The 26,438-nt window shown below is 53.5% G+C and carries 23 protein-coding genes; 7 read left to right on the top strand and 16 right to left on the bottom strand.

Going from position 1 to position 26,438, the window contains the following annotated elements:
* Positions 1-5: 5 nt before the first annotated feature.
* On the bottom strand, positions 6-1,367 hold the full coding sequence (locus PAEVO_RS26910) for an ABC transporter substrate-binding protein (protein WP_100540566.1): 1,362 nt from the start codon (positions 1,365-1,367) through the stop codon (positions 6-8).
* A gap of 193 nt (positions 1,368-1,560) precedes the next feature.
* Here PAEVO_RS26910 and PAEVO_RS26905 point away from each other — a divergent pair, with 193 nt between their 5' ends.
* Entirely contained in the window at positions 1,561-3,429 is a 1,869-nt protein-coding gene (locus PAEVO_RS26905) for a sensor histidine kinase (protein ID WP_100540565.1), read from the top strand.
* Complete coding sequence (locus PAEVO_RS26900; RefSeq protein WP_100540564.1) at positions 3,407-4,468, top strand: response regulator transcription factor; 1,062 nt, start codon at positions 3,407-3,409, stop codon at positions 4,466-4,468. Before PAEVO_RS26905 ends, PAEVO_RS26900 begins: the two co-directional genes overlap by 23 nt.
* Before the next feature lie 17 nt (positions 4,469-4,485).
* Here the strand turns inward: PAEVO_RS26900 and PAEVO_RS26895 are convergent, their stop codons facing one another.
* Together PAEVO_RS26895 and PAEVO_RS26890 are read right to left on the bottom strand one after the other, a co-directional pair.
* Positions 4,486-5,013 carry a GrpB family protein gene (locus tag PAEVO_RS26895; protein WP_100540845.1) on the bottom strand — a complete coding sequence of 176 codons (528 nt, stop codon included), beginning with the start codon at positions 5,011-5,013 and terminating at the stop codon, positions 4,486-4,488.
* Positions 5,014-5,204: 191 nt separating this feature from the next.
* Positions 5,205-5,753, bottom strand: coding sequence for an NAD(P)H-dependent oxidoreductase (locus tag PAEVO_RS26890; protein ID WP_100540563.1), 549 nt, complete (start codon positions 5,751-5,753; stop codon positions 5,205-5,207).
* 248 nt (positions 5,754-6,001) lie between these two features.
* Between PAEVO_RS26890 and PAEVO_RS26885 the strand changes: the two genes are divergently transcribed.
* From PAEVO_RS26885 to PAEVO_RS26875, 3 genes are all read left to right on the top strand, one after another.
* A complete protein-coding gene (locus tag PAEVO_RS26885; protein WP_100540562.1) occupies positions 6,002-6,388 on the top strand; it encodes a winged helix-turn-helix transcriptional regulator in 387 nt (128 codons plus the stop codon).
* A 377-nt stretch (positions 6,389-6,765) separates the two neighbouring features.
* On the top strand, positions 6,766-7,311 hold the full coding sequence (locus tag PAEVO_RS26880; RefSeq protein WP_100540561.1) for a PadR family transcriptional regulator: 546 nt from the start codon (positions 6,766-6,768) through the stop codon (positions 7,309-7,311).
* Positions 7,312-7,353: 42 nt separating this feature from the next.
* Positions 7,354-8,505, top strand: a complete 1,152-nt coding sequence (locus PAEVO_RS26875; RefSeq protein WP_100540560.1) for an MFS transporter — start codon at positions 7,354-7,356, stop codon at positions 8,503-8,505.
* A 13-nt stretch (positions 8,506-8,518) separates the two neighbouring features.
* Here PAEVO_RS26875 and PAEVO_RS26870 read toward each other — a convergent pair whose 3' ends face one another.
* Positions 8,519-8,779 carry a hypothetical protein gene (locus tag PAEVO_RS26870; protein ID WP_165789754.1) on the bottom strand — a complete coding sequence of 87 codons (261 nt, stop codon included), beginning with the start codon at positions 8,777-8,779 and terminating at the stop codon, positions 8,519-8,521.
* Between PAEVO_RS26870 and PAEVO_RS26865 the strand changes: the two genes are divergently transcribed.
* On the top strand, positions 8,747-9,373 hold the full coding sequence (locus PAEVO_RS26865) for a DUF3298 and DUF4163 domain-containing protein (RefSeq protein ID WP_100540558.1): 627 nt from the start codon (positions 8,747-8,749) through the stop codon (positions 9,371-9,373). The two genes, PAEVO_RS26870 and PAEVO_RS26865, sit on opposite strands and share 33 nt — an antisense overlap.
* 112 nt (positions 9,374-9,485) lie before the next feature.
* Here PAEVO_RS26865 and htpG read toward each other — a convergent pair whose 3' ends face one another.
* The 9 genes from htpG to PAEVO_RS26815 all read right to left on the bottom strand — a co-directional run bounded on the left by htpG (position 9,486) and on the right by PAEVO_RS26815 (position 24,434).
* A complete protein-coding gene (gene htpG, locus PAEVO_RS26860) occupies positions 9,486-11,363 on the bottom strand; it encodes a molecular chaperone HtpG (protein ID WP_100540557.1) in 1,878 nt (625 codons plus the stop codon).
* A gap of 246 nt (positions 11,364-11,609) precedes the next feature.
* A complete protein-coding gene (locus PAEVO_RS26855; protein WP_100540556.1) occupies positions 11,610-12,851 on the bottom strand; it encodes an MFS transporter in 1,242 nt (413 codons plus the stop codon).
* Between the two features lie 53 nt (positions 12,852-12,904).
* On the bottom strand, positions 12,905-16,003 hold the full coding sequence (locus PAEVO_RS26850) for a glycoside hydrolase family 2 TIM barrel-domain containing protein (RefSeq protein ID WP_100540844.1): 3,099 nt from the start codon (positions 16,001-16,003) through the stop codon (positions 12,905-12,907).
* Between the two features lie 148 nt (positions 16,004-16,151).
* Positions 16,152-16,964 carry a carbohydrate ABC transporter permease gene (locus PAEVO_RS26845; RefSeq protein ID WP_100540555.1) on the bottom strand — a complete coding sequence of 271 codons (813 nt, stop codon included), beginning with the start codon at positions 16,962-16,964 and terminating at the stop codon, positions 16,152-16,154.
* Positions 16,961-17,974 (bottom strand): carbohydrate ABC transporter permease, encoded by a 1,014-nt coding sequence (locus tag PAEVO_RS26840; RefSeq protein ID WP_100540554.1) that lies wholly within the window; start codon positions 17,972-17,974, stop codon positions 16,961-16,963. The genes PAEVO_RS26845 and PAEVO_RS26840 overlap by 4 nt, the downstream gene beginning before the upstream one ends.
* Positions 17,975-17,997: 23 nt before the next feature.
* On the bottom strand, positions 17,998-19,275 hold the full coding sequence (locus PAEVO_RS26835; protein WP_100540553.1) for an ABC transporter substrate-binding protein: 1,278 nt from the start codon (positions 19,273-19,275) through the stop codon (positions 17,998-18,000).
* 144 nt (positions 19,276-19,419) lie between these two features.
* On the bottom strand, positions 19,420-20,592 hold the full coding sequence (locus tag PAEVO_RS26830; RefSeq protein ID WP_100540552.1) for a response regulator transcription factor: 1,173 nt from the start codon (positions 20,590-20,592) through the stop codon (positions 19,420-19,422).
* Positions 20,570-22,315 (bottom strand): cache domain-containing sensor histidine kinase, encoded by a 1,746-nt coding sequence (locus tag PAEVO_RS26825; protein ID WP_100540551.1) that lies wholly within the window; start codon positions 22,313-22,315, stop codon positions 20,570-20,572. Before PAEVO_RS26825 ends, PAEVO_RS26830 begins: the two co-directional genes overlap by 23 nt.
* 412 nt (positions 22,316-22,727) lie before the next feature.
* On the bottom strand, positions 22,728-24,434 hold the full coding sequence (locus PAEVO_RS26815) for an amylo-alpha-1,6-glucosidase (protein WP_100540549.1): 1,707 nt from the start codon (positions 24,432-24,434) through the stop codon (positions 22,728-22,730).
* A gap of 200 nt (positions 24,435-24,634) precedes the next feature.
* Here PAEVO_RS26815 and PAEVO_RS34000 point away from each other — a divergent pair, with 200 nt between their 5' ends.
* Entirely contained in the window at positions 24,635-24,772 is a 138-nt protein-coding gene (locus PAEVO_RS34000) for a hypothetical protein (RefSeq protein WP_165789766.1), read from the top strand.
* Between the two features lie 5 nt (positions 24,773-24,777).
* On the opposite strand, the gene PAEVO_RS26810 is transcribed toward PAEVO_RS34000, so the two are convergent.
* The 3 genes from PAEVO_RS26810 to PAEVO_RS26800 form a co-directional block, all read right to left on the bottom strand.
* Entirely contained in the window at positions 24,778-25,470 is a 693-nt protein-coding gene (locus PAEVO_RS26810) for a YqeB family protein (RefSeq protein WP_100540548.1), read from the bottom strand.
* Entirely contained in the window at positions 25,463-26,062 is a 600-nt protein-coding gene (locus PAEVO_RS26805) for a TetR/AcrR family transcriptional regulator (RefSeq protein ID WP_100540547.1), read from the bottom strand. The genes PAEVO_RS26810 and PAEVO_RS26805 overlap by 8 nt, the downstream gene beginning before the upstream one ends.
* Before the next feature lie 169 nt (positions 26,063-26,231).
* Positions 26,232-26,429, bottom strand: coding sequence for a hypothetical protein (locus PAEVO_RS26800; protein ID WP_100540546.1), 198 nt, complete (start codon positions 26,427-26,429; stop codon positions 26,232-26,234).
* Between the last annotated feature and the right edge of the window lie 9 nt (positions 26,430-26,438).

The raw sequence follows: 26,438 nt of genomic DNA, 5'->3' as shown, positions 1-26,438 counted from the left end.
TGGTTTTATTTTTTATAAAAATCATCGAGAACCGACTGAACGGCTGCGTCCGCCTCGCTTAACGCCTGATCGATGGCTGCATCGCCCAGGAAGGCACGCTCGGCATGTTCGTTGAATTTGCCCACCCATTCTTCCCAGACCGCGTTATTGTCGAGCGTCTGTGCGAACTCCAGGCTATCGAGGAATGCCTGGCGGTTTGCCGGCTGCTCTCCCGCCTTGAGGAACACTTCGGATTCCGCTACGGATTTTTTCACGGGCACAGCTTCTCCAAGCTCGGTCCACTGCTTCTGCACATCGTCTTCCGTAGCCCAGTATTTAATCCACTCCCAGGCAGCTTCCGCTTTCTCATCGTTCGACTTCTGATTAATCACCCACGAGTTGGCGATGACCGGGGATACCCGCTTGCCGTCAGGTCCCTTCGGCAGCAGCGTCACATCGTAATTCAGACCGGCTTCATTCGCCGCCTGCACCCGGGCATAGATGCCGATCCGCATGGCGGCCGATCCGCTAGGGAACACGGCGGTATTGCTCTGGAAGCTCTTCAGGTCAACCGGATCGGTAATGATGCCGCGCTGCATGCCGTCCACCATCCATTCGAACGCCTGCTTGTTCTCAGGGGAATTGATGATCGAGTTCTCCGCCTTCTCGTCAAGGGCACCGCCTCCGTAGGATTTCATCACGGAGAACCAGCCCTCGGTAATGCTGAAGAACGTAAGCCCGAACTGGTTCACGCTCGCGGCGTCAAACCCGCTGTCCTCGGCCGTTTTCCCACTGGCATCCACGGTCAGCTTGGCTGCCGACGATTTCAGGTCTTCCCAGGTCCATTCATCCGAAGGATACGCTACGCCCGCTTTATCAAACAGCTCCTTGTTATAAAACAGCACGCCGACCTGAATGCCCTGCGGCACGCCCCAATAGCGCCCGTCCGCGTCCTTGTTGAAATCGAGGCCGTAGTACTCGTCGGCTTTCAGGTCCCTTGCGATCCAATCCGTCAGATCCTTAGCCGCGCCCCGCTGGGCGTATTTCATGACGTAGACGCCGTCGGACAGCCATACATCCGGCGCCTGGCCGGCCGCGATCTGCGTATCCAGTTTCTGATAGAACTGCCCGTATGGCGCGCTCTGCGTCTTCACCGTAATGTTCGGATGCTGTTTCTCAAACTGTTCAATCAGCTCCTTCATCTTGGCATCGGAGCTGTCGCTGGAATAATATCCGAGCAGGATTTCTACCTTCTTCCCTTCCTCGTCCCCGGTGCCCGGAGATGCTGTGCCGTCCTTACCTTCGCTGGCATTCCCGCATCCGCTTACAATGATGGATATAAGCAATAAGGCCGTTACCCAGCTGTAGAACCCTTTTCTCTTTTTCACAAATCCTCGCCCCCTGATTGATTGAAATGGATTAATGAGATTGTAGTTGATAAAGACCGAATGCGCCCATGTGCTTTCTTAGCCCACTTGTGATTTCTTGCTGCGGCATCATGGTTTTTTATTTACAACTTGTGTTTTTTTGCTACAATGTTCCTTACATTCCCTACTTCAATGCGAGGAAGGCGGAAGAGCGATGAACATCCAAGGCGTTTCCAGCGGTAATCTGACCATTAACCAACGATTGTTCGTGCTGATCATCCTATTCATTGGCCTCCCCTTCTTTCTGCTCGGCAGCTTCTGGTACCAGTCGTCTACCGAAGCGATTGAACAGTTTGCCGCAGGCGCCAACAAGCGTATCATCGAGCAAACCAATGTCTCGCTGGATTCTTACATATCCAATCTGGAGAATTCCACCTATCCCTTTATCCACAACCCGCAGATCCAGCAATTTCTCTCAACTACCCAGCTTACTCCCTATGCATACTTTCAGCTTGCCAAAAAAGTGGAGGACGACTTGTTTGCCCAGATGATCTACGGCAGGTCCGACATTATCGGAATCTCGCTCGTCGCCGAGAACAAGCGGCAAATTACCGATTACGAAAGCGCGCCGGGGCTGCTCGATATGAGTGAAATCCGCAAACGCAACCGATCCTTTCAAGCGCAGCTGGATCAATTCAACGATTTTCAAATCATCGGCCTCAGCCGGGTAGGAAACACGCCAGCCCTTACCGTGGCCCGAAAGCTGTATGACAATTCTTCCTTTCTCTACAAAGGCTTATTGATTGTCGACCTCAATCTGAAGCAAATCGGAGCCATCTGCTCTAACGATTCGCTGGGCGGCTTTGACGTCTGGATCATGGGTAAGGATGGGCAGATGATTTACCACCCGGATCCGAGTCGGGTCGGAACGCAAGTTGAATCGGGGCTGTTAACGCGTATTCAAAACCGGGACTCCTCCTTCTTCCGGCATCAAGATGCAGCTTCGGGCACTGAAAAGATGGTCCTGCATGAACGCTCGCAGATCACCGGCTGGACGGTCGTCGCCGACCTGCCGCTGAACAATCTCATCGGCGGTTTGATCACCCAGCGTAATTACTCGCTTGCGGCCGCAGCTGTTCTCATGATCATTGCACTGGCGCTCGTGGGCGGATTCTCTTTGTCTTTGACAAGGCCGCTCTCCATGCTCCAAAAGCTGATGGCCCGCGTCGAGCGGGGCGATTTTGTGCTTCCTACCACAATGAATCGGTTCCGGAACAATGAAATGACCGCCGTATTCCAGAGCTTTTACAGCATGACGGGAGAGCTGAAGCGGCTGATCCGGGAGGTCCAGGATTCCCAGCTGAAGGAACGGGAGCTCATCATCAAGCAGAAGGAATCCGAGCTCCGCTCCATGCAGTCCCACATCAACCCGCATTTTTTGTACAATTCACTGGAGATTATTAATTCATATGCCATCGCGGACGATCATATGGAAATCAGTCGCATGACGCGGGCGCTGGCCCACATGTTCCGTTACAATATCGGCCATGCCGGATCCGTTGTGCCGCTGCGGGAGGAGATGACGCATGTCCAGTATTATCTCGATCTTCAAAGCGCCCGTTTCCGCAGGCTCCAAATCGATATGGACGTGAACGAACGGGACCTGGATCGCGTGAGCGCCGTCAGGCTCACGCTGCAGCCAATTGTGGAGAATGTGTTCATCCACGGATACCGAGGCAAGAAGCCGAGCTACCTCGGGATAAGCACCCGTGCGGAGGCGGACTATTTTGCCATCATCATCCGGGACAAGGGGATTGGCATGACCGCGGAAACGCTGCGGCAGATCAGGCGAATCCTGCAAACGCGCGAGAAGCCGGGTGAAAGCATGCTGCGTAACAACGGGGAGGAACCCACCAGCGGCATCGGGCTCTTGAACGTGCATCAAAGGCTTCAGCTTACCTTCGGTGCCGAGTATGGCCTGCACCTTGTCGAGTCCGTGCCTTTGGAAAGCACCATATTTGAAATCAGACTGCCATATAGGACTAGCGAGGAGGGACACCATGTACCGGATCATGATGATTGATGACGAATACGCCATTCATTTAAGTTTGCGAAAGCTTGTTGAGAGGTCTGGTCTTCCAATTGCGGTCGCCGGCGAAGCCGAAGACGGGTTTGAAGCCCTGCAAATGCTGGAGAATAGCCGGCCCGACATTATCGTGACCGACATTTGCATGCCTGAAATGGATGGATTGGAATTTATCCGCCGTGTCAGAGAATCCCATCCACAGATGCATTTTATTATCCTGTCGGGCCACGACAACTTCGAATTTGCACGCCAGGCCCTGCGCTATGGCGTTTCGGATTTTCTGCTGAAGCCCATCGACCCGGCGCAGTTCCATACAACGCTGGAACGTGCCTGCAGGGAGCTGGATAACCGGAAAGCGCGATTCTCCAGGCAAACGGAATGGACGCTTGCGCAGCAGCGCTATAAAGCCAGGCTCGCTGAGCTGCTGTATTCTGCCGATGAGCAGGGAGCATTGGAGCAAATCCGCGAGATCATGACCCTTTTTGAGACGAGGGGACCGGAAGAAGTGAGCTTGTCGCGATACGCCCATATGCTGCTGCAGGATCTGCTGTCTGCTCTTGAAGAACGCGGTTTGCTTCTTGCGATGGACATCGGCGAGGATCAATGGCCACAAGACGATCCCCTGGCCTGCAACAGTCAAATACAGGATAAGGTCAAGGAAATGCTGGCATTGATTAAGGGCTCCCGAAATCTGGGGTCTCGCCACAATATTCAGAAAGCCAAACGATACATTGAAGAGAATTATGCGATGGAGGATTTGTCCTTACAGGAGGTGGCTGATTCAGTGGGGATGTCGGTCACGTATTTAAGCCGTACCTTCAAGAGCGAAACGAATATGAACTTCGTGAAATACCTTGTGCAGGTCCGCATGGAAAAAGCGAGGGAATTGCTGGCGGAATCTGAGCTTTCCGCCCAGGAAACGGCCTACCGCGTCGGCTTCTCGGACTATGTCCATTTCAGCAAGACGTTCAAAAAATTTCATGGCCTCACCCCTTCGGCGTACCGAAAGCAGTGCAAGGCCATGAATGGAGGATGAGACGGGCAGGAGCTTATTCAGCTTGTTCTCCCGTTCATCCATGCTTTGGCTCTGGCAAGAAGCTGCTCTACATATGCATGCTTCTCATTGGAATATTGGAGCAGGGTTCGGGTCCCTTGCGTAACGATCCGTCGTTTGATCTCGCTGTAACGCTCGGCTTCCACCGCATGTGCTCGCAAGTACTCCCTGATCATGATGTTATGATTCCACATGTCGCCACGGTATGACACAATATGAACGTTATAGGCATGCCTACCTCTTTTGCGGAGATATAAACGGCCGGGGATCCCCGCTTCGCCTAAGTCCTCATAACCCATAGCGGTCAGCTTGGGGATGATTTCATTCGCATGCTGCGTGTTCTCCACGCCAACCAGAATATCGATAATGGGTTTGGCCGTCATCCCCGGTACGGATGTGCTTCCGAAATGTTCGATGGCGGCCGTATAAGGGCCGATCTCCCTGATTAACGTCTGGTGTTCGTCGCTAAACCGATCCGCCCACTGCTTGTCGTAGGACTCCAAATGAATGGCTTCATCAATCGTCATGAAGGATCCTCCTTCGAATTTGGTACGTGCGTGCTGCTGGTGAAGCTCCTCGAACAAAAGTAGCAGGCCCCCATAAGAGGCATAGGCACGGTTTCAGCTCATGCGCACGCACTCACCTATGACTCCATCATGCCCTTTAGGGTTTTAATCGGCAAGAGCCAATGTGCTATTGGATTATGGCCAAGCATACCTTAATATCGACTTTCCACAACGGCAGGTGCCAGAACCTGCTCCACATACCTGTCGGCCTCTGCCCGAAGTGTTTCATCGCTTACCCGCTCTACGTTATAGGTTACGAAGGCAGGTAGATATTGGACTTTGCACCGGTTCAACGTGGCTTGAATCGGCCGCAGCAGCTCACTGGCGGTATACCAATTGTCCCCGCCTGCACGATACCCTTGTTCTGCCCCTGCTGCGGTCGTCGCCAGCATGAATTCCTTGCCCTTCAGGCTGTTGCCTTCGGGCCCGAACGCCCAGCCGAAGGTCAGCACGTCATCGAACCATTTCTTCAGCAGGGGCGGGCAGCTGTACCAGTAAAACGGAAACTGGAACACCACCCGATCATATTGAAGAAGAAGCTGCTGCTCGCGCTCGATATCGATATTCCAATTCGGATACTCCTTGTAAAGATCCCGGACATCTACATTTCCATTCGCATACAGCCCGCTGTGCTCGATCAGCGCTCGATTCGCACGCGAGTTGTCTAAATTCGGATGAGCTACAATCACCATGATTTTCATATTCAGGTCTCTCCTGTCTCATTTGGTTTGTTTGACACCCCCATTATGTTTCGGATCGGTTTCGTTGAAAAGTACGCTCTTTTTATGTACTTAGTCGGTTTTAGCGTACCTATTCATCCCATGCATAGTACGATAAAACGTACTAAGTACGAGAAAGAATAGTACTGGGTTTTAACCGAATACTGTGCTACATTACTAACATCAAATGAACAAAGACCGATGGCACACTTCCTATGGGAGATGAGAATATGAGAACAACCAAACATGAACGGCCTAACACTGACGGCATCCTGACCACACTGCAACTAATCGGCGGCAAGTGGAAGCCGCTGATTCTGTTTATACTGCTCCAGGACGGAACCAAGCGGTTCGGGGAACTCCGGCGGCTGCTTCCGGGCGTGACCCAAGGCATGCTCACGAATCAGCTCCGTGAACTGGAACAGGATGGGCTGGTCGTACGCAAGGTATATCAGGAGATTCCGCCTAAGGTAGAGTATTCCATCTCGGAGCATGGAAAGAGCTTGGACAGCGTACTCACCGACATGTGCACCTGGGGGTTTCAACATTTGGATTATGTCGACAAGGTCAACGGACAGCCTGATGAGAGTCACGGGAAAAACGCAGGCGGGCTGTAGACGAAAATAGCAGGCCAGCATGAGAGGCCTGGCATTGCTCATACATCGAGCGCATGCATTTACTCACAGCTGCGCATAACGGATTCGTGTCTGCCAGACGCCTCATGTTACCGTTGGCTTCCCCCTCCCTCTTCGCTTCTTCAGCCGTCCCTCTTGGGATCAGCTTCACTGGCTGCTCCTCTCCAGGCTGGTATTTAAAACCATAACCGAATCGCTCTCCTTGCTTCTCTTCACCTATCGCATAATCTAATCGAATATCTGCCAACGGTTGACCGTAGTTTGAAAATCGATTGCAGAAATTCACTTCCAGGCATTGCTTATTTATGTCGATACGATATATATTTATATCGTATCGACATATTTTTAGGAGGAGCTATATGTATGAGATTTATGTTCTGGGTGAATTGATGACCGGAGATAAACACGGTTATATGCTTCAAGAGATCCTTAAAAATGCAGGCGGCCCTTACCGCCAGATTAGTTCCGGTACGTTATATCCCCTGCTCTCCCGGATGGTGGATCACGAGTGGATCCATCTTCGTCTGGATGAATCCGGCGGAGGCAAACGCCCCCGGAAAATCTACGGGATTACCGATTCCGGACGGAAGAAGTTCCTCGACCTTATGGAGAACCCCCTGGAATACAACATGGATACGGAGCAAATATTCCATTTCAAGATGGTGTATTTCAGGTATGTTCCAAAGAAGGTTCGGCTCGCTTGTCTAGAGCAGTACTTGATTTATCTGGAGACCAACCTGAAACATGTGACGGACTTTGAAGCGGAGATCACGTTTTATAAACCTGAGCCTGAGAAACAGCGTCTTCAATTGCTGAGGGTGCTGGATCACCGGAAGCAGATGGGAATGACGAATATCGAGTGGATCAAGAATGAAATGGCGGCTGTCAATTCCGAAGAGGACTAGCGTTCAAACGTTTTATACATTGGACATAAGGAGGGATATAGGATGGAACGTTTATGGACGAAGCCGTTTATTCAGATGACGGTCGGAATGTTGTTTCTGTTTACGGGCTTCTATCTGCTGCTGCCCACGCTTCCGCTGTATATCAAGCATTTAGGCGGCTCCGAAACCCAGGTGGGATTGGCAGCCGGTGCGTTCACGCTGACGGCTGTGGTCTTTCGCCCGATGGTCGGCGGATTGGTGGACCGGTACGGCAGAAGAGCTTTTTACGTATGGGGTCTTATCTTCTTTGTTCTTTCGATGTATCTCTACGATTGGGTTGGCAGCATTCTGCTTCTGCTTGCGCTGCGGATCCTGCACGGCGCGAGCTGGGCTTTCTCGACAACCTCCATCGGAACGGTCATTACGGATTTAATCCCGACCTCCCGTCGTGGGGAAGGCATGGGCTGGTACGGTATGGCGATGACGGTGGCGATGGCCATCGGCCCCATGCTGGGTACTTTTATCGTCAGCGGGTATTCGTTTCGGACGTTGTTTCTTGTCGCTACCGGGCTCTCTCTGATTGCCTTCATACTGGCCTACATGACCAGAGCCCCTTATCAAGCCAAACCTTCGGCAGGGCGAATTCAGTTGGTCGAGAAATCCGCTCTCCCGGTCACGGTCGCCATCTTTTTCCTGGCCGTCGCCTATGGGGGAATTACGACCTTTCTCCCGTTGTTTGCCGAGTCCATCCGGGTCAATCCGGGAACCTTTTTCCTGGTGTACGCCGTCGCTCTTACCTTGATCAGGCCCTTTGCCGGGAAGCTGTCGGACCGTTTCGGTGAAGCGGCTGTCATCATTCCGTCCCTTGTCGTAACGGCGGCGGCTCTGATCGTCTTAAGCCTGTCGAGCGGATTGCCCGGACTGATTACAGCTGCCATTCTGTACGGTATCGGCTTCGGTTCGGCCCAGCCCGCTCTCCAAGCAGCCACCCTGCGCATTGCTCCGGAGAACCGGAGAGGCGCAGCCAACGCCTCGTTCATGACGGCGTTCGATCTCGGCATCGGACTTGGCGCCATCGTGTTGGGCCTGGTCTCCGAGCGTATCGGCTATGCATATCTGTTTACGGTAACGGCCGTGTCGGTTGTCGTATCCTTAATCATATTCGCGGTCTTTGTAAGAAGACTGCTTTCGCCCGGCGTTGCGGACAAAGAGTGATGGATATCCGATTTCAGGCAAACACGCCGCGGACCGGGACTGCCGCATAAGAGCGTTCTGTCTGCCCGAAAGCCGTTCCGCAGGGATGACCGAGCTTCCGAGCTTCCGAGCTTCCAAGCTTCCAAGCCTCCAAGCCCGCCGGCCTCCGAGGTTCCGACTTCCGACCCTCCGGCTTCGTAACCTCCGCGCCCGCTTCCGAATAGGCTAACGTATCTGATGTTAGATTGGAGCGATGGTACGCATGGCGCAATATGTACCGCCGGTGAACATCCATACCCTCACGCATACGGCACCCGGTCTCGTGATTCATTATCCGCAGGTATACGGCCTCCTGAATCCTGGAGCAGAAGAAGCCATCAACCGGGCCATTATTCTTCAAATCCAGGATATGCAGCGTGAACAGCAGCAGGTTCAGACCGGCACCAACCCGCAAACGACAGGCACCTTTGAGATTAAAACGAACGAGCGCGGCATTCTTAGCCTCGTGCTGACCAACTACACCTACTCCGAGCATATGGCACACGGGTATACGGTGACAAAAGGACTGACCTTTTCCACGGCTAACGGACAATCCTACGCTTTATCCGACCTGTTCCGTCCAGACTCCAGCTATCAAACCGTCTTGGCCGCCGAAGTGAACCGACAGATCAAGGAACGGGGCATTCCCGTGCTGGAGAACCGTCCGGTTACCGTTTCGCCAAATCAGGACTTCTATCTGGCGGATAAGTCCCTGGTCATCTTCTATCCGCTATATGCCATCACGCCATACTATGTCGGCTTTCCGATGTTCCCCATATCGGTATATGACCTCTTGAGTATGGCGCCCGAGAACGGATTGTTATCGGATCTTGCCGCGGACGTGGTGTAACGAGCCGTACCGTGTTCAGGTGATTATGCAGAAAAAAACAAACCCGATCCCCTGGTACCTTACCAGCGTTTCGGGTTTGTTTGTTATCATCGCATGAGCTTAGCTGCGACGGTTACACCATGATTTTGCAAATATCGTTCGTGAATTCCACCGGATCGGCAATCGGCAAGCCTTCGATCAGCAGCGCCTGATTGTACAGCAGATTCGTGTAGAGCTTCAGCTTATCCTGATCGGCTTGCAGCGTCTTCAGGGATTGGAATACTTCATGGTTCGTGTTAATCTCCAGCACCTTGTCGGCTTGGATATCCTGTCCGTTCGGCATCGCCTTCAATATTTTCTCCATCTCGATCGAGACATCGCCCTCCGTGGACAGGCATACCGGATGGGATTTCAGTCGTTTGGAGGCTTTAACGGATTTTACCTTGCCAGCCAAGAGACTGCCCATGGCTTCAAAGAGTTCCTTATTGTCGTTATCTTCAGCTTCATTCTCCTGTTTGTCCGCCTCGGAGTCGAGGCCAAGATCGCCGCTGGATACCGACTTGAATTCCTTCTCCTTGTATTTCATGAGCATCTTGATTGCAAACTCATCGACATCGTCGGTAAAGTACAGAATTTCATAACCTTTATCGAGCACCATTTCCGTCTGCGGGAGCTTCTCGATCCGGTCGATGGAATCCCCGGAAGCATAATAGATATATTTCTGATCTTCCGGCATTCTCGACACGTACTCATCCAGCGAGACCAGCTTCTTCTCCTTGGAGGAAGTAAACAGCAGCAGATCCTGAAGATCTTCCTTGTTCATGCCGTAATCGTTATAGACGCCGAATTTCAAGCCTCTGCCGAAGGATGCGAAGAACTTCTCGTAGTTCTCCCGCTCGTCCTTCATCATACCCTGCAGCGCGCTTTTCACTTTGCTCTTGATGTTCTTTGCAATCAGCGTCAGCTGACGGTCATGCTGGAGCATCTCGCGGGAGATGTTCAGCGACAGATCCTCGGAATCAACCATCCCTTTCACGAAGCTGAAGTAGTCCGGCAGGAGGTCACCGCATTTGTCCATGATCAAGACGCCGTTGGAATAGAGCTCCAGCCCTTTCTCGTATTCCTTGGTGTAATAATCGAATGGCGTATTCTCTGGAATGAACAAAATCGCGTTGTATACCACGGCACCGTCCGCTTTGACGTGAATGTGTTTGAGCGGTTTATCGAAGCCGTAACGCTTCTCATTGTAGAAATTCTCGTAATCCGCGTCGGTCAGCTCGCTTTTATTCTTGCGCCAGATCGGCACCATGCTGTTGATGGTCTGCTCTTCCTGGACTTCCTCGAACTCGTTCTCGGCATCTGCCTTAGGACGCTGCGTTTTCACGTCCATCTTGATCGGATAACGGATGAAATCGGAGTACTTCTTAATGATCGCTCTTAGGCGATATTCTTCCAAGTACTCGTCATACTGATCGTCTTCCGTGTTCTCCTTGATCTTCAGCACGATCTCGGTTCCGACAGCTTCCTTCTCGGCCGGCGTAATGGTGTATCCGTCCGCGCCTTCGGATTCCCACTTGAATGCTTCGTCGCTGCCGAGGGCTCTGCTGGTTACGGTAACAACATCGGCCACCATGAAAGCGGAGTAGAAGCCAACGCCGAACTGGCCGATAATGTTGTGGCCGTCCTTCGCTTCATTCTCACTCTTGAATGCAAGGGAACCGCTCTTCGCGATGACGCCGAGGTTATTCTCCAGGTCTTCCTTGGTCATCCCGATCCCCGTGTCGGTAATGGTCAGCGTACGGTTTGCTTTATCTGCGGTAATCTTAACGTAGTAATCTTCTTTATTAAAGGTCAAGTTGTCGTCGGTCAGTGCTTTATAGTAAATCTTGTCGATCGCGTCGCTGGCATTTGAAATCAGCTCACGCAGAAAAATTTCACGCTGCGTATAGATGGAGTTGATCATCATCTCGAGCAGCCGTTTGGACTCAGCTTTAAACTGTTTTTTCGCCATGAAAAAATCTCCTTTCCAATCTGAACGAGGTTTCTTTTAGCACTCTTTACAGCAGAGTGCTAACACTCCTTCTATTTAAACATGTACCAATTTTTGATGTCAATATGTTTCAAGACTTTCCCTGGAACAAATACGGGTTCAGCCTGTAGCGGTGAAGCCGACGCCGTAAGATGAATATGAAAGTGCATGCTGCAATCGGCAAAAAAGCCGCCTAAAAGGGAATTCCCCTTTTAGACGGCCCTTCATTCATGGCTCGATACCGCTGTTTAATCTCTTGGATAAGACCGGACGAATCCACCATACGTAATACAGGCCGCATAGGAGCAGCACGCCGGCCGTGGCCAGAAAGGGGAGCCGATAATCCTGCCTGGCCAGGATCAGTCCGGCGACAAAGGTTGCCCCGGACGAGCCTAGACTTCGGAAAACCGACCGCATGCCGGCATACAGATTTCGTTCCTTCTCATTGAAAGCCGACATCAGCAGACTGTCCAGCAGATTGGACAGCATGGTCACGCCTCCGCCCCGCAGCAGAAACAGCCCGACAAACAGCCACACGGGGAGAATCATGTATAGAGCGGCAAACAGCAAAATATTAACGATAAATACCGAGATGATGGCCGTGTTATAACCGAACCGCTCCATGATGTAAGGGGTCATCAATGAGCATATAAACAGCAGGATCGCGCCGATGGCAAGAATTAGAGATACCTGGTCATCCATCCAATCCAGGCGGAACTTCACGATGACGTTCAGGAATGAGCCCGTCATCGCGATGCAGCCGCCGAGCAGCGCCGTAAATACGGCGAACAGCCACAAGGTCCCGGAGGATAGAGGCCCCGTTAACCTGGAGATTCCCCTCGAAGGCGAAGCAGCCGCCGCTTCCTCATCCACGCCCCTGTGCTCGGCAGGCAGCCAGAATGCCCGGATGATGCCGTGAAGCACAAGCACAAGCCCGGTCAGCAGAAGAGACACCTCATAGCCCCTGCTTCCTTCAAATCCCTTCGAGATATATCCGGCTGCCAGCGTTCCGAGACCCGTGAAAGCCGTAAAAACGGCAAACATCAAGGAAAATGCACGGGCCTCCTCCTTGCGGGAACGGCAATAATGGAAGAGAAGCTGAATCTCCGTCGTCTCCACAAGCGTCAAGCCGGCAGACACCAATATTTGAGCGGCATAGAACCACAGCAAATCATCGCTGACGGCAAACAGCACATTGCCTGCGGCGATAAAGAATACGCCGGTAACCAGCAGTTTTTTTCTTCCGGTCCGGTTAGCGAGCAGGGATACCGGAATGGCGAGCACGCCCATGATCAGAATGCCCATCGACACCAACGCGCCGATCTCGTCTTCTCTAAGCCCCCGGAAGAGCAGATGCAGATTCAGGACGAGCGTATAGAGGCCGATTCCGATACCATAGAAAGCCTCGCTTATGAGGAACCGGCGCACCCCCGTAGACAGCTGCAGCAGGTCTTTGATGTAAAAGGACATGTTATTCCCCTTCTCCAGAAAATCCGATGACGATCTAAAATGAAATCAGTCGGTTACTTGTATAATTCCGCTTCCGAGCGCATCCGCCGACTCAGTCTTACCGGATCGGTATCCTCGGCAGCGTACGCCTTCAGGAGAATGCGGAACGAGAACGGCTCCGGCTTGATCGAATGCTCCGGAGACTGTGCCGGACCGCAGCTGTTGCTGCCAAGTCCGTTCTGTCGGTAATCCAGATTCAGCGTAATGAAGCTGCGTGGAACAAGGTCGCTGGCATGCGCCGCGGACTCCACATCCTGATCGGTGTACCGGCTTGCACTGAAATTCAGGACAGGCTCGCCAACGGCGAGGAGCCCCAATCCAGCACCATCCGCGAGCGAGATCCAGCGGACATCCGATCGGTTCCCATTCTCCTGCGGATAAATATACGGCGTGAACAAGCCGTCCACCGTGCTGCGGTATTCCCCGAACCGTCCCGCTTCCAGGCTGTCCGGATAGCTTTCCCCAGGTCCTCTGCCGTACCACCGGACATGTTCCATGTCTCCCGCGACTTGCATTTGCAATCCGATTTTCGGCAGCATGGCGGGCGGCGTGCCGATCGGCTCACCCTTCACATCCATGATAATCAGGCCGCTGGAAGTGATCGTATAGGTCGTTTCGCAGCGGAAGCCCCAATCATATACCGGCGGCGCAATCCGGGAAATAAGGCGCACCTCCACGCTGTCTTGGTCCAGTCGCTTCCATTCGAAATGATCGATCCGTTCAGAAAGTCGGTCCAGATGGGCCTTGCGCCAATCCGGAAGCACGTACATATCGTTATCAATCGGCGGCCGCCAGAAATTCAGCGCCGGTCCGCCAAGCATGATTCTTTTGCCATGCATGGACAAGCTTTGGAAGCCGGAACGGAGGGTGCTGAGTGAAAGCTGAAAGCTGCCATTCTTCACTTGAAGGCTATGCTTCTCCTCGCTAATCTGTAAAGGCCCCCGCCGCAGGGCAGCCGTTGACTCGAATTCGGGCATCGACGATTCCCGCAGCATAAGCTGGGACCACGCAACCTCATGTCCCCGTTCCGCCCAGCGGCAGTCCGCAGCCAGCGAGAGGGATACCTCAAGCCACAGCTCGGCATAAGGACTCACGCCGATTGTCGCTTGCTCCAAGACCTCCAGGAGGTTTAGCTCCGCGCTTGTGCCTGCTTCGATGCGGGGAAGCTCCAGTACCCCGCTATGGACAAGCTGTCCATCAGCCAACACCCGGTAATGGGCCGCCAGATGATCCAGCGAAATGAAATCATAGCGGTTTGCAATGTGCAGCAAACCCTGATTCGGCATCGTCATACGGACAGGCTCTATGACCTTTTTGTATTCCAGAAGTCCGGGTGAAGGCGTACGGTCCGGACGGACCAAACCGTCGATAACAAAATTGCTGTTGTTCGGCACATCGCCATAATCGCCGCCGTATGCATAATCCTTCCTGCCGTCCGGGGTCCTTCTGCTCAGCCCGTGATCGATCCACTCCCACACGAAACCGCCCGCAAGGCGGGGATGCGATTCAAAGGTATCGAAGTAGGGACGCAAACCTCCAGGCCCGTTGCCCATCGCATGCGCGAATTCGCACAGAATATGCGGCTTGGGATGATTGGTCATTTTGCCGAAGCCTTCCATCTTCTCGACGGAGGAATACATCGTGCTCACCACGTCGCACACCTCGGCTTCGCGATCCTCCTCGTAATGGATCAGCCTCGTCGGATCATTCTCCCGGCACCACTCCGCCATTGCGCGGAAATTGCAGCCGAAGCCGGATTCGTTGCCGAGGGACCAGAACAGCACGGACGGATGGTTCTTATCCCGCTCCACCATCCGGCGGACACGGTCCACGTAAGCTTCCTTCCAATCCGGATCGTCGCTTAATCGGGAAATGTTGCCGAGCGGCTCGAAGCCGTGGGTCTCCAAATCCGTCTCTTCCATCACGTACAGTCCGTACACGTCGCACAGCTCGTGGAACCGGGGATCATTCGGGTAATGCGCCGTCCGCACGGCATTGATGTTGTGCTGCTTCATCAAACGGATATCCTCCAGCATGATGGACAGGGTGACGGTTCGGCCCGTATCCGGATGATGGTCATGGCGGTTGACGCCTTTAAGCAGGATCGCCTTGCCGTTTACCAGGAGCTGTCCATCCTTCACTTCAATGGAGCGGAATCCGACGCGCTGCGCCACCGTCTCCAGCGTTCCCCCTTGAGCATCCCGCAGGATGATCACCAGGTGGTACAGTGCCGGTGACTCGGCAGTCCATAAATCCGGGCCGGCCACCTCGATCTCAAAATCCTCCGCAGCGGAGTGTGTGACGTCCTTTTCGACTGAACCCACCACCACGCCGGTTCCATCCAGCAGCTGCAGCCGTACCGATCCGGACTCTTTTCCTTCCAGCTCCAAATGCACGTTCAGCTTGGCGTTCAGATACTTCGCATCCAGCTCGGTCGTTACGCGGAAGTCGTTGATGCGAAGCGCCGACGGCTCGGCAACCAGGTAAACATCCCGGAAAATGCCGCTCATCCACCACATGTCCTGGTCTTCCAGATAGCTTCCATCGGACCACTGATACACCCGGACGGACATCTTGTTTACCCCGGCCTTCAGGTAAGGCGTCAGATCGAATTCCGAGGTCAGCCGGCTTCCCTGGCTGTAGCCGATAAACGACCCGTTCAGCCACACATGAAACGCACTGTCCACCCCGTCGAATTTGACGCAAATCTTTTGGCCGTCCCAATGCTCCGGAAGCTCGAACTCGCGTACGTAGCTGCCGGTCGGATTTGCGTTCGGCACATGCGGCGGATCCACGGGGAACGGATAGTACAGGTCCGTGTAATGCGGATGCCCGTAGCCCTGAAGCTGCCAGTGCCCCGGAACCGGGAGGTCATCCCAGGCCGATACATCGTAATCCTCTTCATAAAATCCTTCAGGAGCAGTCTCCGGCTCCTCGGCATAGTGGAACTTCCACACCCCGTTCAGCGATTGGTACCAAGCCGAGCTGCCTCTGTCATAACTTAATGCGCCGTCCGTATCCGCGAACGGAATGAAATAAGCCCGGCTCTTCACCCGGTTTCGTTCCAGCACGCTTAGGTCATCCCAGTCGCGGCCGATACGATGGTCCTTCATCATGTCTCTCCATCCTTTCCAAGCAGTCTAAGCTTCTAGAGGTCGTTCAAAAAGTCATCGTTCCATGACTTTTCGAACACACACTTCTATGTTCTGATGCTGCATTATGCTGCATATCCATCGTGAATGCCTCTTATCACCGGCACGGTTACCCCTTGATCCCCGTCGTGGCAATCCCGCCAACGATATAACGCTGCGCAAAGAAAAAGACGGCAAGCGGCGGAATCGAGATCAGGCAGGTGATGGCCATAATGGATTGCATATCGACGCCGTGCATGCCCTTAAATTGGGATAACCCCAGCGTCAGCGTATATTTCGTCTGATCGTTCAGGAAGATGAGCGGACCTAGATAATCGTTCCAGCAGCTCATCATATGGAACACGGCCACCAGAATGAGCGAGGGTCCCATCAGCGGCACGATGATCCGCAGCAGAACCATCATTTTGCCCGCCCCGTCAATGGTTGCCGCTTCATCCAGCTCCTTCGGCAAGGTCATGATGAACTGGCGCAGCAGGAAAATGAAATAGGCGGAACCGAACCAGGACGGTACGATGAGCGGTTTGAGTGTATTGATCCAGCCCAAGTAGTTGAATTCCATATACTGCGGAATCATTGTCACTTCCCACGGAATCATCATGGTGGCAAGCACGATCAGAAACAGCGCATCCCGTCCCTTGAACTGAAACCGGGCGAACCCGTATGCCACCAGCGTGCACGATATGAGCTGTCCGAGCGTTGAGAGCAGCGTCACGATCAGCGTATTTTTCAAAAACAGATTAAACGGCTGAATGCTCCAGGCTTCCGCGAAATTGCTGAATCTCCACACGGAAGGAAGCCATTTCGGAGGAAACAGATACAGCTCCTGCTGCGACTTCAGTGCAGTCGTGATCGCCCAGAAGAGCGGAGCAATGAACAGCAGGGAGCACAGAATGAGCAGTGCGTACGTGATCACCTTTTTCATGCGGAACGCCCCTCTCTGCCGGCAGGTACGCCTGCTTTGTTACGCTTCGGCTTCGCTTTCTCCTTCTTCGTCTTCATCTCACCCTCATAGAACACCCAGGCCTCCGAAGACTTGAACACGAGGAACGTCAGCGTCAGCACGATCAGGAACATGAACCAGGCATTGGCTGCAGAATAACCCATCTTGAAATACTTGAATGCATTCTCATACATGTACATCGCATAGAAAAACGTCGACTTCAGCGGACCACCGCCGGTAAGCAGAAGTGCCAGCGTCAGCTGCTGGAAGGCGGCGATGATGGATGTAATCAGGTTAAACAGCAGGGTTGGCGTGATCATCGGGATGGTCACATTGAAAAACTGCCTGATCTTTCCCGCCCCGTCCATCGAGGCCGACTCGTACAGGTCCTTCGGAATTCCCTTGAGACCCGCCAGAAAAATAAGCATCATGGAGCCCTGTCCCCACAGGCTTGCAATGACCATGGCGACCAGGGACCACTTCGTATCGTTCAGCCAATCCGGGCCTTCGATGCCGACAAGCGATAAAAAGAAATTCAGGATCCCATAATCCCCGCTGTACACCCACGACCAGATCATGGCGAGGGCTACGCCGGAAATGACCGACGGCAGGTAAAACGCAGTCCGGAAGAACGCGCTCCCTTTTACCTTCTGATTCAGCAGCATGGCGAGTCCCAAAGCCACGATGATGTTCAGCGGCACAAACAAAGCCGCGAATTTCAGCGTAACCAGCAGCGATTTCCAGAACAACGGATCATTCGAGAACATCTCCACATAGTTGTCGATGCCGACAAAGGTCACTTGGCCTACGATCGGCCAATCAAAAAACGAAATGACGAGGGAAAACAGCAGCGGGCCAAGCGTGAATACCAGGAATCCGAATATCCATGGAAAAATGAAAAGGTAGGGCACGGCCCCACCCCAACGTTTTGGTCCAAGTCGCTTCGGGGCCGCTGTCTGCTGTTGTGAGTAAGGCACTTGAGTGTGGGCCATTTTCGCGAACCTTCTTTCTTCGATTATTTCAAATAGCGTTCGCTATCCTTCACCGCCTGGTTCAGAACCTCCTGGGCATCGCTGCCGAACATGACGGATTCCACGGCTGCCGAGAGCTGGCGGTTTACTTCGTTCCATTTCGGATTCAGCAGGAAGGCCGGCGTATTGTCCGAACGCTCCAGCATCGTGTAATACGGCTTGTAGAGCGGATCCTGGTCCTTCTTCAGCTCGTTGACCACGCTGACCCGGACCGGAAGGTCGGCCACACGCATTTTGATCGCTTCATCCGATACGTAAAACTTGATGAACTCCCACGCCAAGTCCTTGTTCTTGGAGTCCTTCGCAATCGACAGCGCGGATTCGGCCAATACGCCTTTCACAGGCTTGCCCTCGAAGGCCGGCATCTCCACCGTGCCCACATCGATTCCGGCTTCCCTGAAGGATTCCAACGGCCAGATGCCGCTCTCCCACATGGCAATTTTGCCGGCTTTGAAAATATCCTCCCCACTCTGCTGCCCTTTGCCTCCAGTCAGGACGGCCGAGCCGTTCTTGAGCATATCGCCCAGCATCTGAATGGCTTCCGCCGTTTCCTTGCTGTTCATGTAACCTTCAATCGTTGTGCCGTCCTCCGAGATGAAGGAACCGCCGTTGCTCCATACGAACCCTTGAAGGTCATACGTATCGTTCTCGGCCCGAACGCCGAAGCCGTACTGCTTCTTGGATTTATCCGTCAGCCTCTGGGCGATTTCCTGGAACTCGCTCCAGGTCCATCCATCGCTCGGGTAGGCAATGCCCGCATCGTCGAACATCTTCTTGTTGTAGTACACCACCCGCGTCGTAAAGCCCGCCGGGATTCCGTACAGCTGATTCTCGATCTTGCCGTAGTTGAACAATCCTTGGTAAAAATCATCGATGTTCAGATCCTCGTCCTTGGACGCGTAGGAATCCAGCGGCTCCAGGGACTGGTGATACGTCGGAAAATCCCACATGTACATCACGTCCGGCGGATTGGCTGCGCCAAAACCTGCGGCCAGCTTCTGATCGAATCCGTCGGCATAAGCCTCCACCTGCACCTTGGTTCCGGGATGCGATTCCTCGAACTTCTTGGCGATCTCCTGCTCGATTTTCAGCGCATCTCCCGTATCCCAGGTAGCGAAGCGAAGCGTCGTCGCCGTGCCCGATGAATTGCCGTCCGGCTCCTTCGATGCCCCAGTCCCGCCGCTGCCGCTGCATGCGGCCAGCAAGGATCCCATTAACGTCAAAACCGAAACCAATGCGATCCATGACATTTTCTTTTTCATATTGTCAGCTCCCCTAAAGTATTGAGTTGATATGAATTGAACCGCTTTCATCATAACTCGGATGAAAGCGGTTCAAAACGTGCGCTGATTCGCAGATGATCGTATTTTTGTTCGAACTTGCGCCCCCGGGTGTTCATTTGTTTACTATGATTCCCCTTTTTGTTCGGCACGGTATTGGCTTGGCGTCTGACCCGTGCAGCGCTTGAACCATTTGCTGAAATACTTGCTGTCTCCGAGCCCCGTCTTCTCGGCGATCTCCTGCATCGTTAAGGAGGTTTCGCGCAGCAGGCCATAAGCGAGGCGAAGCTTGCGTTTATATTGGAACGCGATGAAGCTGTCGCCAACCGTTTTCTTGAACAGGATCGAAAAGTGGCTGCGGCTCAGCCCCACCTTCTGAGCAAGCTCCGCTGCCGACCACTCGTCCGCGGGATGCTCGTGCAGCAGATGAACCGCGTGCAGGATCGGCTCCGGCCAATGCTCCCCGCTCAGACCGTACACCCGCTCCAGCTCGGCTTCCTTGTGCAAGGATTGAAAGGCTTTCTGGACATCCTCCGAGTCTTGAAGACCTCCCCGCCAATTCCAGGTTAGCTTCCCGCAGCGGCTCTTGGTCTCCACCAGCAGGCCGTTCGCCGCTTCCTTATATTCCTCCGGTACGGCCCAATAGCAGCTGTCCGCGCCGTACGGCACCAGCTTGCTGAAGTGCAATCCCGGCTCCTCGGAGCCCTGCTCCTGCAGCAGGCCCTCCCAATTGCCGCTGCAGCCCGCCGTCTTGATCAGATACAAAGAGATGGGCTTGCCCTCCCCCTGCCCCGCTCGGGCGCAGAGCTTATGGAGCTCTCCAGGGAAACGATCGCTATGACCGTTAAGCCAAGCAAACAGATGGGCGGATACCTGTTCTCCCAACTCGTACCCGTAGGCCGGCATGTCGGCCAGCTCACGCTGGAATTTTCCCAGCATCGCTTCGAGCTCTTCGTCCTCGAAGGCGGTTTTCAGCAGATAACCCGAAGCGCCGAGCCGCATCCCCTCCTGGGCATATTCGAAATCCCGGTGGCAGCTGAGCAGAATGATCCGGGTTTCCGGCGCGATTTCCTTCACCTTCCGCGACAGCTCGATCCCATCCATCTCCGGCATGACGATATCCGTAATGACGACCTGCGGTCGAAACTCCAGAAAAGCCTCCCAGGCCGCCTGACCGTTGGGGCTGTCCGCCACAACCTCCATCCCGAACCGATCCCACGGCACCGTGGAGCGGAGTCCCTTGCGAACAATGCTCTCATCGTCGGCAATCATCACTTTAATGTCCCCTGCTTTCATCATCGAAAGATTCCTCCTTTTTCGGCCAACGTATGGTGATCGTTGTTCCTTCTCCCTTAACCGAATGCACCTTCAGTCCATAGAGCGGGCCAAAATGCAGCTTGAATTTCTGGTCGGCGTTACGCACGCCAAGCCCGCCGCGACCCTTCCGCTTCATCTCCGGCGAGAATAACTGCGTCAGTTTCTCCTCCTTGATGCCGGCTCCGTTATCGCGAAGCGTGAGCACCAGCTCGTCATGATCCTCCTCGACCTTGACATGTATTTCTCCCTGACCATCGGTAAAGGCATGGAAAAAAATATTTTCAAACAGCGGCTGAAGTGTCATCCGTGGAATCAAATAAGGCATGAGCGCCTCATCGCAGTCCTGCTCATAACGGAACACCTTGCCGTACCTGATCTCCTGGATTTTCAGAAAGTGACCGATCATGCGCAGCTCCCTGTTCAGCGTAACGAGCTCCTGCGAGATATTCAAATTCCCTTCCAGCACCATCGTCAGATGGTACAGCATCTGGCGAATATCCTCCGCACCTTGCAGCCGGGCCTTCCACTGGATGGAATTGAGTGTATTGAACAGCAGATGGGGGTTGATCTGATAATGGAATGCGCGCAGTTCAGCCTCTTTTTTCAGCCGCTCGCTCTGCTCCACTTCGCCAATCAGGGTCTGCACCCCCGTTACCATCCGGTTAAAACTCATATCGAGGCTGCCCAGTTCATCCCTGCCCTCGATCGGCGTACGGGTATCCAGCTTGCCAAAGCTCACCTTCTGCATCGAGTCCTTCAAGGTCCGGATTCGCGAGGTGAACCGGGAGGAGAACAGATAGGCGATGCCAAAAGCGAGCAGGCAGGAGACGATGGCAACAACCATCGTATTCGCCCGAATAACGCCCGAGGATTGATAGAACGCCTTGGCGGGAATTCTGGCTTCCATGGTCCATTGGTTGACATCGATCGCCCGGGTCCAGGTCACATCGTTGTCATGGGGCGTATACGGAGCGTCCGTCTCATATACGACCGTGCCGTCCGGCGAAGTAATAAGCAGATGGGCGTGCGTATCCGCCTCGAACTTGGCATAACTGCGCAGCAGCTCCTCGGCGTTCTCCTCAATCAGGATGACACTGCCGTCCTGAGCCTTGTCCGGGTGGTGGATCGGTACGGCCAGCCCGATGACCGGCACGTTATCGTTATCGCCGCTCTTGATGGAGTGATCCTGTTTATAAAAGCCGAGCCAATAAGTCCCGGCATATGTCTTCGGCCTCGTGTTCCACATCGGGATATTGCCGAGTTTATTCACATCCAAATTGTTCTCCCCATAGTAATAGCCGGAGGTCGTAATAATGTAGATCCCGGCCGTCAGCTGAGTCCGCAGGGACTTCAACAACGATTCGAAATCGTTCTTCTCCATAATGTCGCCGTAGGTGGACGGCGTCCCGCTTCCAATACCCGAATGGCTCGGGTCCAGTAAATAGGAATAAATCGTTTCCGCCGTCTGCTTCATCCGCCCCAATACCGAAGAGGTCTGCTGCTCCAGCTGTGCTACGGCATTATCGCCGTATTTGCCGAACTGGGAGTTAATCACTTTAGCGGATTGAACATAGGAAAGTCCGCCAAGCGAGAACAGCGGAATCAGGGTGACGATTAAAAAACAAGTAAGCAGCTTGGTTCGTATACTGTGATAGGTGCCGGTGAACAGCCGGCCCACACGATCTTTGATCCCCTGAAGATTCATGGTTACTCTCCCCGTTGTCGTATCGTATCGTGAAACTTACGTCCACTCGTTCGCCATGCGGTAGGACCGCTATCCCGTCCGTGATACCGCTTTCATTATAAACCCGAACAAAGGGCTTGTAATTAGGCGGCAACTGGAAAATGAGAGGAAACGGAAAAAGCACCTCCCCCGCAAGGCAAAAGCCCGGGAAGAAGTATTTGTCCGTCATCGTTATAGAGGTTGTTCAAAAAGTCCGCTTTTGATAAGAAAACCAATCGAGGCCAAGCAAGGATGAGCGACCGCGATTCAAAAGTAGGTTTTCTTGCGATATAGAATTTCATCAGCTCTGCTGATAACGAATAAATTCTATATCTAACACGAAGCGAAAAGGAAGCAGCTTCGGTGCTGAAAATCGACCTTTTTGAACACGCACTTACAGGGTGTATTCATGTCCAAGAATCAAAAATACGCTGGAGGTCCAGGTGAACGCCCGATCGCGAAGCCCCGCTCCGGTCAGGGCATCAAAATTCTCGGCCATGCCGCTGAGACTGACCATCCGGCAGTACCGCTCCGCAATCTCCGTGGCCAGCTCATTATCGCCGGCTGCGGCCACCCCTTCGACCAGCAGCATCGTGGAAGGGGCCCAGATCGGCCCGCGCCAATATCCGTCCGGCTTGTAATATGGGCTGCTTACGCTCTCGGTAGCCCAGCCGTTGCTCGTCAGGAATCGGTTTTCATCTCGAAGCCCTTCCAGTAGAGCCGTACGGATAAACTCGGGTAGGCGCCTTCCCAGCAGGATCGGAACGAACAACAGCAAGCTGTCTCCCTCGGACACCTCATGCGTTCCCGAACGACAGGCCGTGAACCGGCCATCCTTCCAGAAGTGCCGAATCAAACGCTCCAGCGTATCGTCCGCTCTCTGTCTCCACTGACTGGACTCCTCGGTCAGGCCCAGCAAACCCGCGATTTCGGCCAGCGTCTCCATCTGAATAATCAGATAGGCGGCAAGGTCGGGGCTCTCGACGGGAATGCCGTTATTGAACGCCGTGCTGTTGTCCCAGCCTGAATCGTTGCCGTGGTTATACTGGGGAATGCCGTCGCCGTCTTGGTCCCGATGCGTGAACCACCACTCCGTCCATTTGGACAATGGGCCATAGACCTCGCGCAGCTGGGTCTCCTTGATGAAATCGGTCCGACGCATCATCCAGGCCAGCGTCCAGCCGTGAATCGGCGGTTTGTTGCAATTCCAAAGCTCGTATTTATCGTTCACGAAGTCCGGAATCAGGCCGCTCTCATCCTGCCGGTCAAAAAAGATCATGAATTGATCCCAGGCCAGCCTGGGATTATGCCGCACGAGGGCCATTGCGTTAAAGCAGTTGTCCCAGCTCCAGATGTTGGTCATCCAGTTCTTGGACATATACATGGCTGGGCGGGTCAGGTAGCCTTCGGCCGGAACCACGCAGGACCAGGTAATATAGGCGGCGAGTTCCCTTGCTTCCTGCCACCGTTCAGAGACGGTGAGGGTGTTGTTCAGCCAATGCCCGTAATCTTCACGGACGCTTTCAACCGCATCGTCGAAGGACTCCCATCTGTCGCGCGGCTTCAAGACCGTAATGAATTCTTCAACCGCAAATTCCGCACAATTGGTTGCAGGATCCACGGAAAAATCGGCGGTTACCCGCGAGCTCTTGATCTCGTTCCATTCGACCTCCATGCCCATCTGGCCTGCAAGCCGGGTCAGCATGAAGCGGCAGCCATGCGTGAAGCTGTTCACTTCCCAGCTGTCCGGATGGGTCTCATAGGCGTAGTCGTACGCTGCCGGAAAAAAGGTAAGCCGGATGCCGCAGCCTTCCGAGCGGAATCGCACGGTCCGGGAGTCCGATAAACAAATGTCCGCATGGCCCTCCGAATCGGCGGCCGTTAGCCTGATTTTGTCGGGTGATGCAATAGGTTCGAACGGAACCGGCTCGCTCTGCCGGTTTAGCAGCTCTATCAGAAACGCCTCGCCAAACTTGTCATCCCCTCCGCGGACGGTGCGCAGGTAAAGTCCTTGTCTGCGGTCCTTTGCCGCGGGCAGGAGGGAAATGGCCAAGAAGGACTCTCTTCGGCTGAAAGGTACGATATTCAGATCAAAATTCATAAGACAACTCCTTCGCTGAGGTATCGCTTTCATTGTAAAACTTCTCATGGAAAGAGAGGACTGCCGGATGTCTTGCCATAAGAGGGATATTGTTTGCCGCAGGCTCGCTTGAGCGAGGGAGGTGTCATTTTGTTGGATAAGAGGGGGTATAAATGTCATGGCAGCCAATAGCGATGTGAAGATCCAATAAAAAACCGCCGATGATCCCTTTATCGGCGGTGGGCGTGATGAGTGTGCAGCGTATGAGCAGGACAACTACGATTGCTTCTATACCGTTATTAATCGTGGGCATGTATCTGGTGAGCCATGATGTCGCTATGATCCGCTTTGCTGCCTAAGATCGCTATGGCCTCTGCCCGTGCTGCCTCCAATACTGTTTTTTTCCGTCATCCCGCACCGTAATTCCCAGCTTCGATAATTCCTGTCGGAGATCGGCTGCATCTTTTTTATCCTCGTTCTCCATCGCCTTCTCCCGTGCCAGGAACAGCGCGTTCATGCTGGGCGTCAATCCCGGCGAATCGGCAACCCATCTGACGTAATGATCAGCGAACGGATCGCGGTCTCTCCAGGAGTATCCGTGCCGTTTAAAGGCTTCGGCCACGACATCCCGTTTGGCTTCGGGTTTCTCCCGATAGAGCTCCTGTCCCTCGTTGCCCAGCAGCACCAGCTGCTTGCCGTCCAGAAAAACGGCCGACACCTCTTCTCTCGCAAACGTATGGTCGACTTCATGAATGCGGAGCTTGATCTCCTTGTCGGACAGGCGCACGGCAAGACTTTCTTTGATGGCGACATGGGAGAGTATCATACCCGCGAGCAGACCTAGAACTGCGGTCACGATGACAACCCACGGTCCTTGTATGGATGCGATTAACTCCAAGGGCCCTTGAAAAGGCACCCAAGCCAGGCCCGTTGCCCAATCCGCAATAGCAGGTATAAACCAGCCGATCACCGCGCCTAATAATGGCGGTACCGCCCAAACTAGGATCCGGTCAGACGCGGACAATCCAATGTCACTGTATTCCATCCCATTATTCAATGGTATCCGCTCCTTTCCTGAGAACGCTGTTCACCGCTTCTTTCCAGACGGTTTGATAGTCCAGCGGAATCTCCATCATGATATAACTCGTAATATTATCAATGACCAGAGCCAGAACATAGGCCTTGGCATCTGCATGCTGCCGATCGATAATTCCGAAGCCTGCTCCTAACCGCATCAGCTCCCGAAAGCCGTCCAGGAACGATTGCTGCATGGCAGCTACCCGCTGGCCGTAGTTGGCATTCCGGTTTGCGGTCAGCATGAACTCGCTCAATAGGCGCATCACCGGCACAAATGCCTCTTCTTCCTCCGGAAACATGCGCAGCCCGCCCTCGTACAGCTGCTCTGCAAAGTTATGCTCATTCATCCCGGTCAGGGAGAAATAATGATCGAAACGATAATCGCTGAACATATAATCAAAGACGCGCTCCACCAGTTCATCCTTGGATGCAAAATGGTAGTAGATCGACGGTTTCGTAATGCCAACTTCGCCGGCAATCATCGCAAGGCTGGTCTTGTCGATGCCATGGGATGCAAACAATCCGATGGCAGCCTCGACGATTTGCTGCGAGGTTAAATCTTTCTTTTTCACGATGTCATCCGCTCCTTTTTTACCTACCGATAGGTAAAATTTTAAGCTGGATGATGACAGGTGTCAATATTTTTTAACTATCGGTAGGCAAAAAAAACTAAAAATCGCCGATGCTTATCGCATCGACGATTCGTATAATTTCGTTTGGTGCCTTAACCGGCTCAACCGATTAGAGCATTCTTCTTCCCATCATGATGATGGTATTAAGCAGCGACTTCCACTTTCCTTCGACTGTACGTGCAGTCGTTGCGGTGTTGACCGCTGCATTGCGTTTCGATCGCAATTTCGTTGCCATCCGGCATCGTTCCAATTCCTGACGGAGATCGCGAACATGCTGTTTGGCAATATCTTCATTATTGATATTCATGGTTTCATT

This window comes from Paenibacillus sp. GM2FR, assembly GCF_002803325.1.
Lineage (GTDB): Bacteria > Bacillota > Bacilli > Paenibacillales > Paenibacillaceae > Paenibacillus_AQ > Paenibacillus_AQ lautus.
This window is presented reverse-complemented; position numbering and strand designations above follow the sequence as displayed.

Excerpts from the sequence above, each read along its gene's own strand:
- PAEVO_RS26845 (WP_100540555.1), bottom strand. The coding sequence starts at position 16,964 with ATGAAAAAGGTGATCACGTACGCACTGCTCATTCTGTGCTCCCTGCTG.
- PAEVO_RS26825 (WP_100540551.1), bottom strand. The coding sequence starts at position 22,315 with ATGAATCTTCAGGGGATCAAAGATCGTGTGGGCCGGCTGTTCACCGGC.
- PAEVO_RS26880 (WP_100540561.1), top strand. The coding sequence starts at position 6,766 with ATGTATGAGATTTATGTTCTGGGTGAATTGATGACCGGAGATAAACAC.
- PAEVO_RS26875 (WP_100540560.1), top strand. The coding sequence starts at position 7,354 with ATGGAACGTTTATGGACGAAGCCGTTTATTCAGATGACGGTCGGAATG.
- PAEVO_RS26885 (WP_100540562.1), top strand. The coding sequence starts at position 6,002 with ATGAGAACAACCAAACATGAACGGCCTAACACTGACGGCATCCTGACC.
- PAEVO_RS26850 (WP_100540844.1), bottom strand. The coding sequence starts at position 16,003 with ATGAAGGACCATCGTATCGGCCGCGACTGGGATGACCTAAGCGTGCTG.
- PAEVO_RS26835 (WP_100540553.1), bottom strand. The coding sequence starts at position 19,275 with ATGAAAAAGAAAATGTCATGGATCGCATTGGTTTCGGTTTTGACGTTA.
- PAEVO_RS26870 (WP_165789754.1), bottom strand. The coding sequence starts at position 8,779 with ATGGATGTTCACCGGCGGTACATATTGCGCCATGCGTACCATCGCTCC.
- PAEVO_RS26895 (WP_100540845.1), bottom strand. The coding sequence starts at position 5,013 with ATGACGATTGATGAAGCCATTCATTTGGAGTCCTACGACAAGCAGTGG.
- PAEVO_RS26890 (WP_100540563.1), bottom strand. The coding sequence starts at position 5,753 with ATGAAAATCATGGTGATTGTAGCTCATCCGAATTTAGACAACTCGCGT.
- htpG (WP_100540557.1), bottom strand. The coding sequence starts at position 11,363 with ATGGCGAAAAAACAGTTTAAAGCTGAGTCCAAACGGCTGCTCGAGATG.
- PAEVO_RS26855 (WP_100540556.1), bottom strand. The coding sequence starts at position 12,851 with ATGTCCTTTTACATCAAAGACCTGCTGCAGCTGTCTACGGGGGTGCGC.
- PAEVO_RS26865 (WP_100540558.1), top strand. The coding sequence starts at position 8,747 with ATGGCGCAATATGTACCGCCGGTGAACATCCATACCCTCACGCATACG.
- PAEVO_RS26900 (WP_100540564.1), top strand. The coding sequence starts at position 3,407 with ATGTACCGGATCATGATGATTGATGACGAATACGCCATTCATTTAAGT.
- PAEVO_RS26800 (WP_100540546.1), bottom strand. The coding sequence starts at position 26,429 with ATGAATATCAATAATGAAGATATTGCCAAACAGCATGTTCGCGATCTC.
- PAEVO_RS26840 (WP_100540554.1), bottom strand. The coding sequence starts at position 17,974 with ATGGCCCACACTCAAGTGCCTTACTCACAACAGCAGACAGCGGCCCCG.
- PAEVO_RS26905 (WP_100540565.1), top strand. The coding sequence starts at position 1,561 with ATGAACATCCAAGGCGTTTCCAGCGGTAATCTGACCATTAACCAACGA.
- PAEVO_RS26815 (WP_100540549.1), bottom strand. The coding sequence starts at position 24,434 with ATGAATTTTGATCTGAATATCGTACCTTTCAGCCGAAGAGAGTCCTTC.
- PAEVO_RS26830 (WP_100540552.1), bottom strand. The coding sequence starts at position 20,592 with ATGATGAAAGCAGGGGACATTAAAGTGATGATTGCCGACGATGAGAGC.
- PAEVO_RS34000 (WP_165789766.1), top strand. The coding sequence starts at position 24,635 with ATGATCCCTTTATCGGCGGTGGGCGTGATGAGTGTGCAGCGTATGAGC.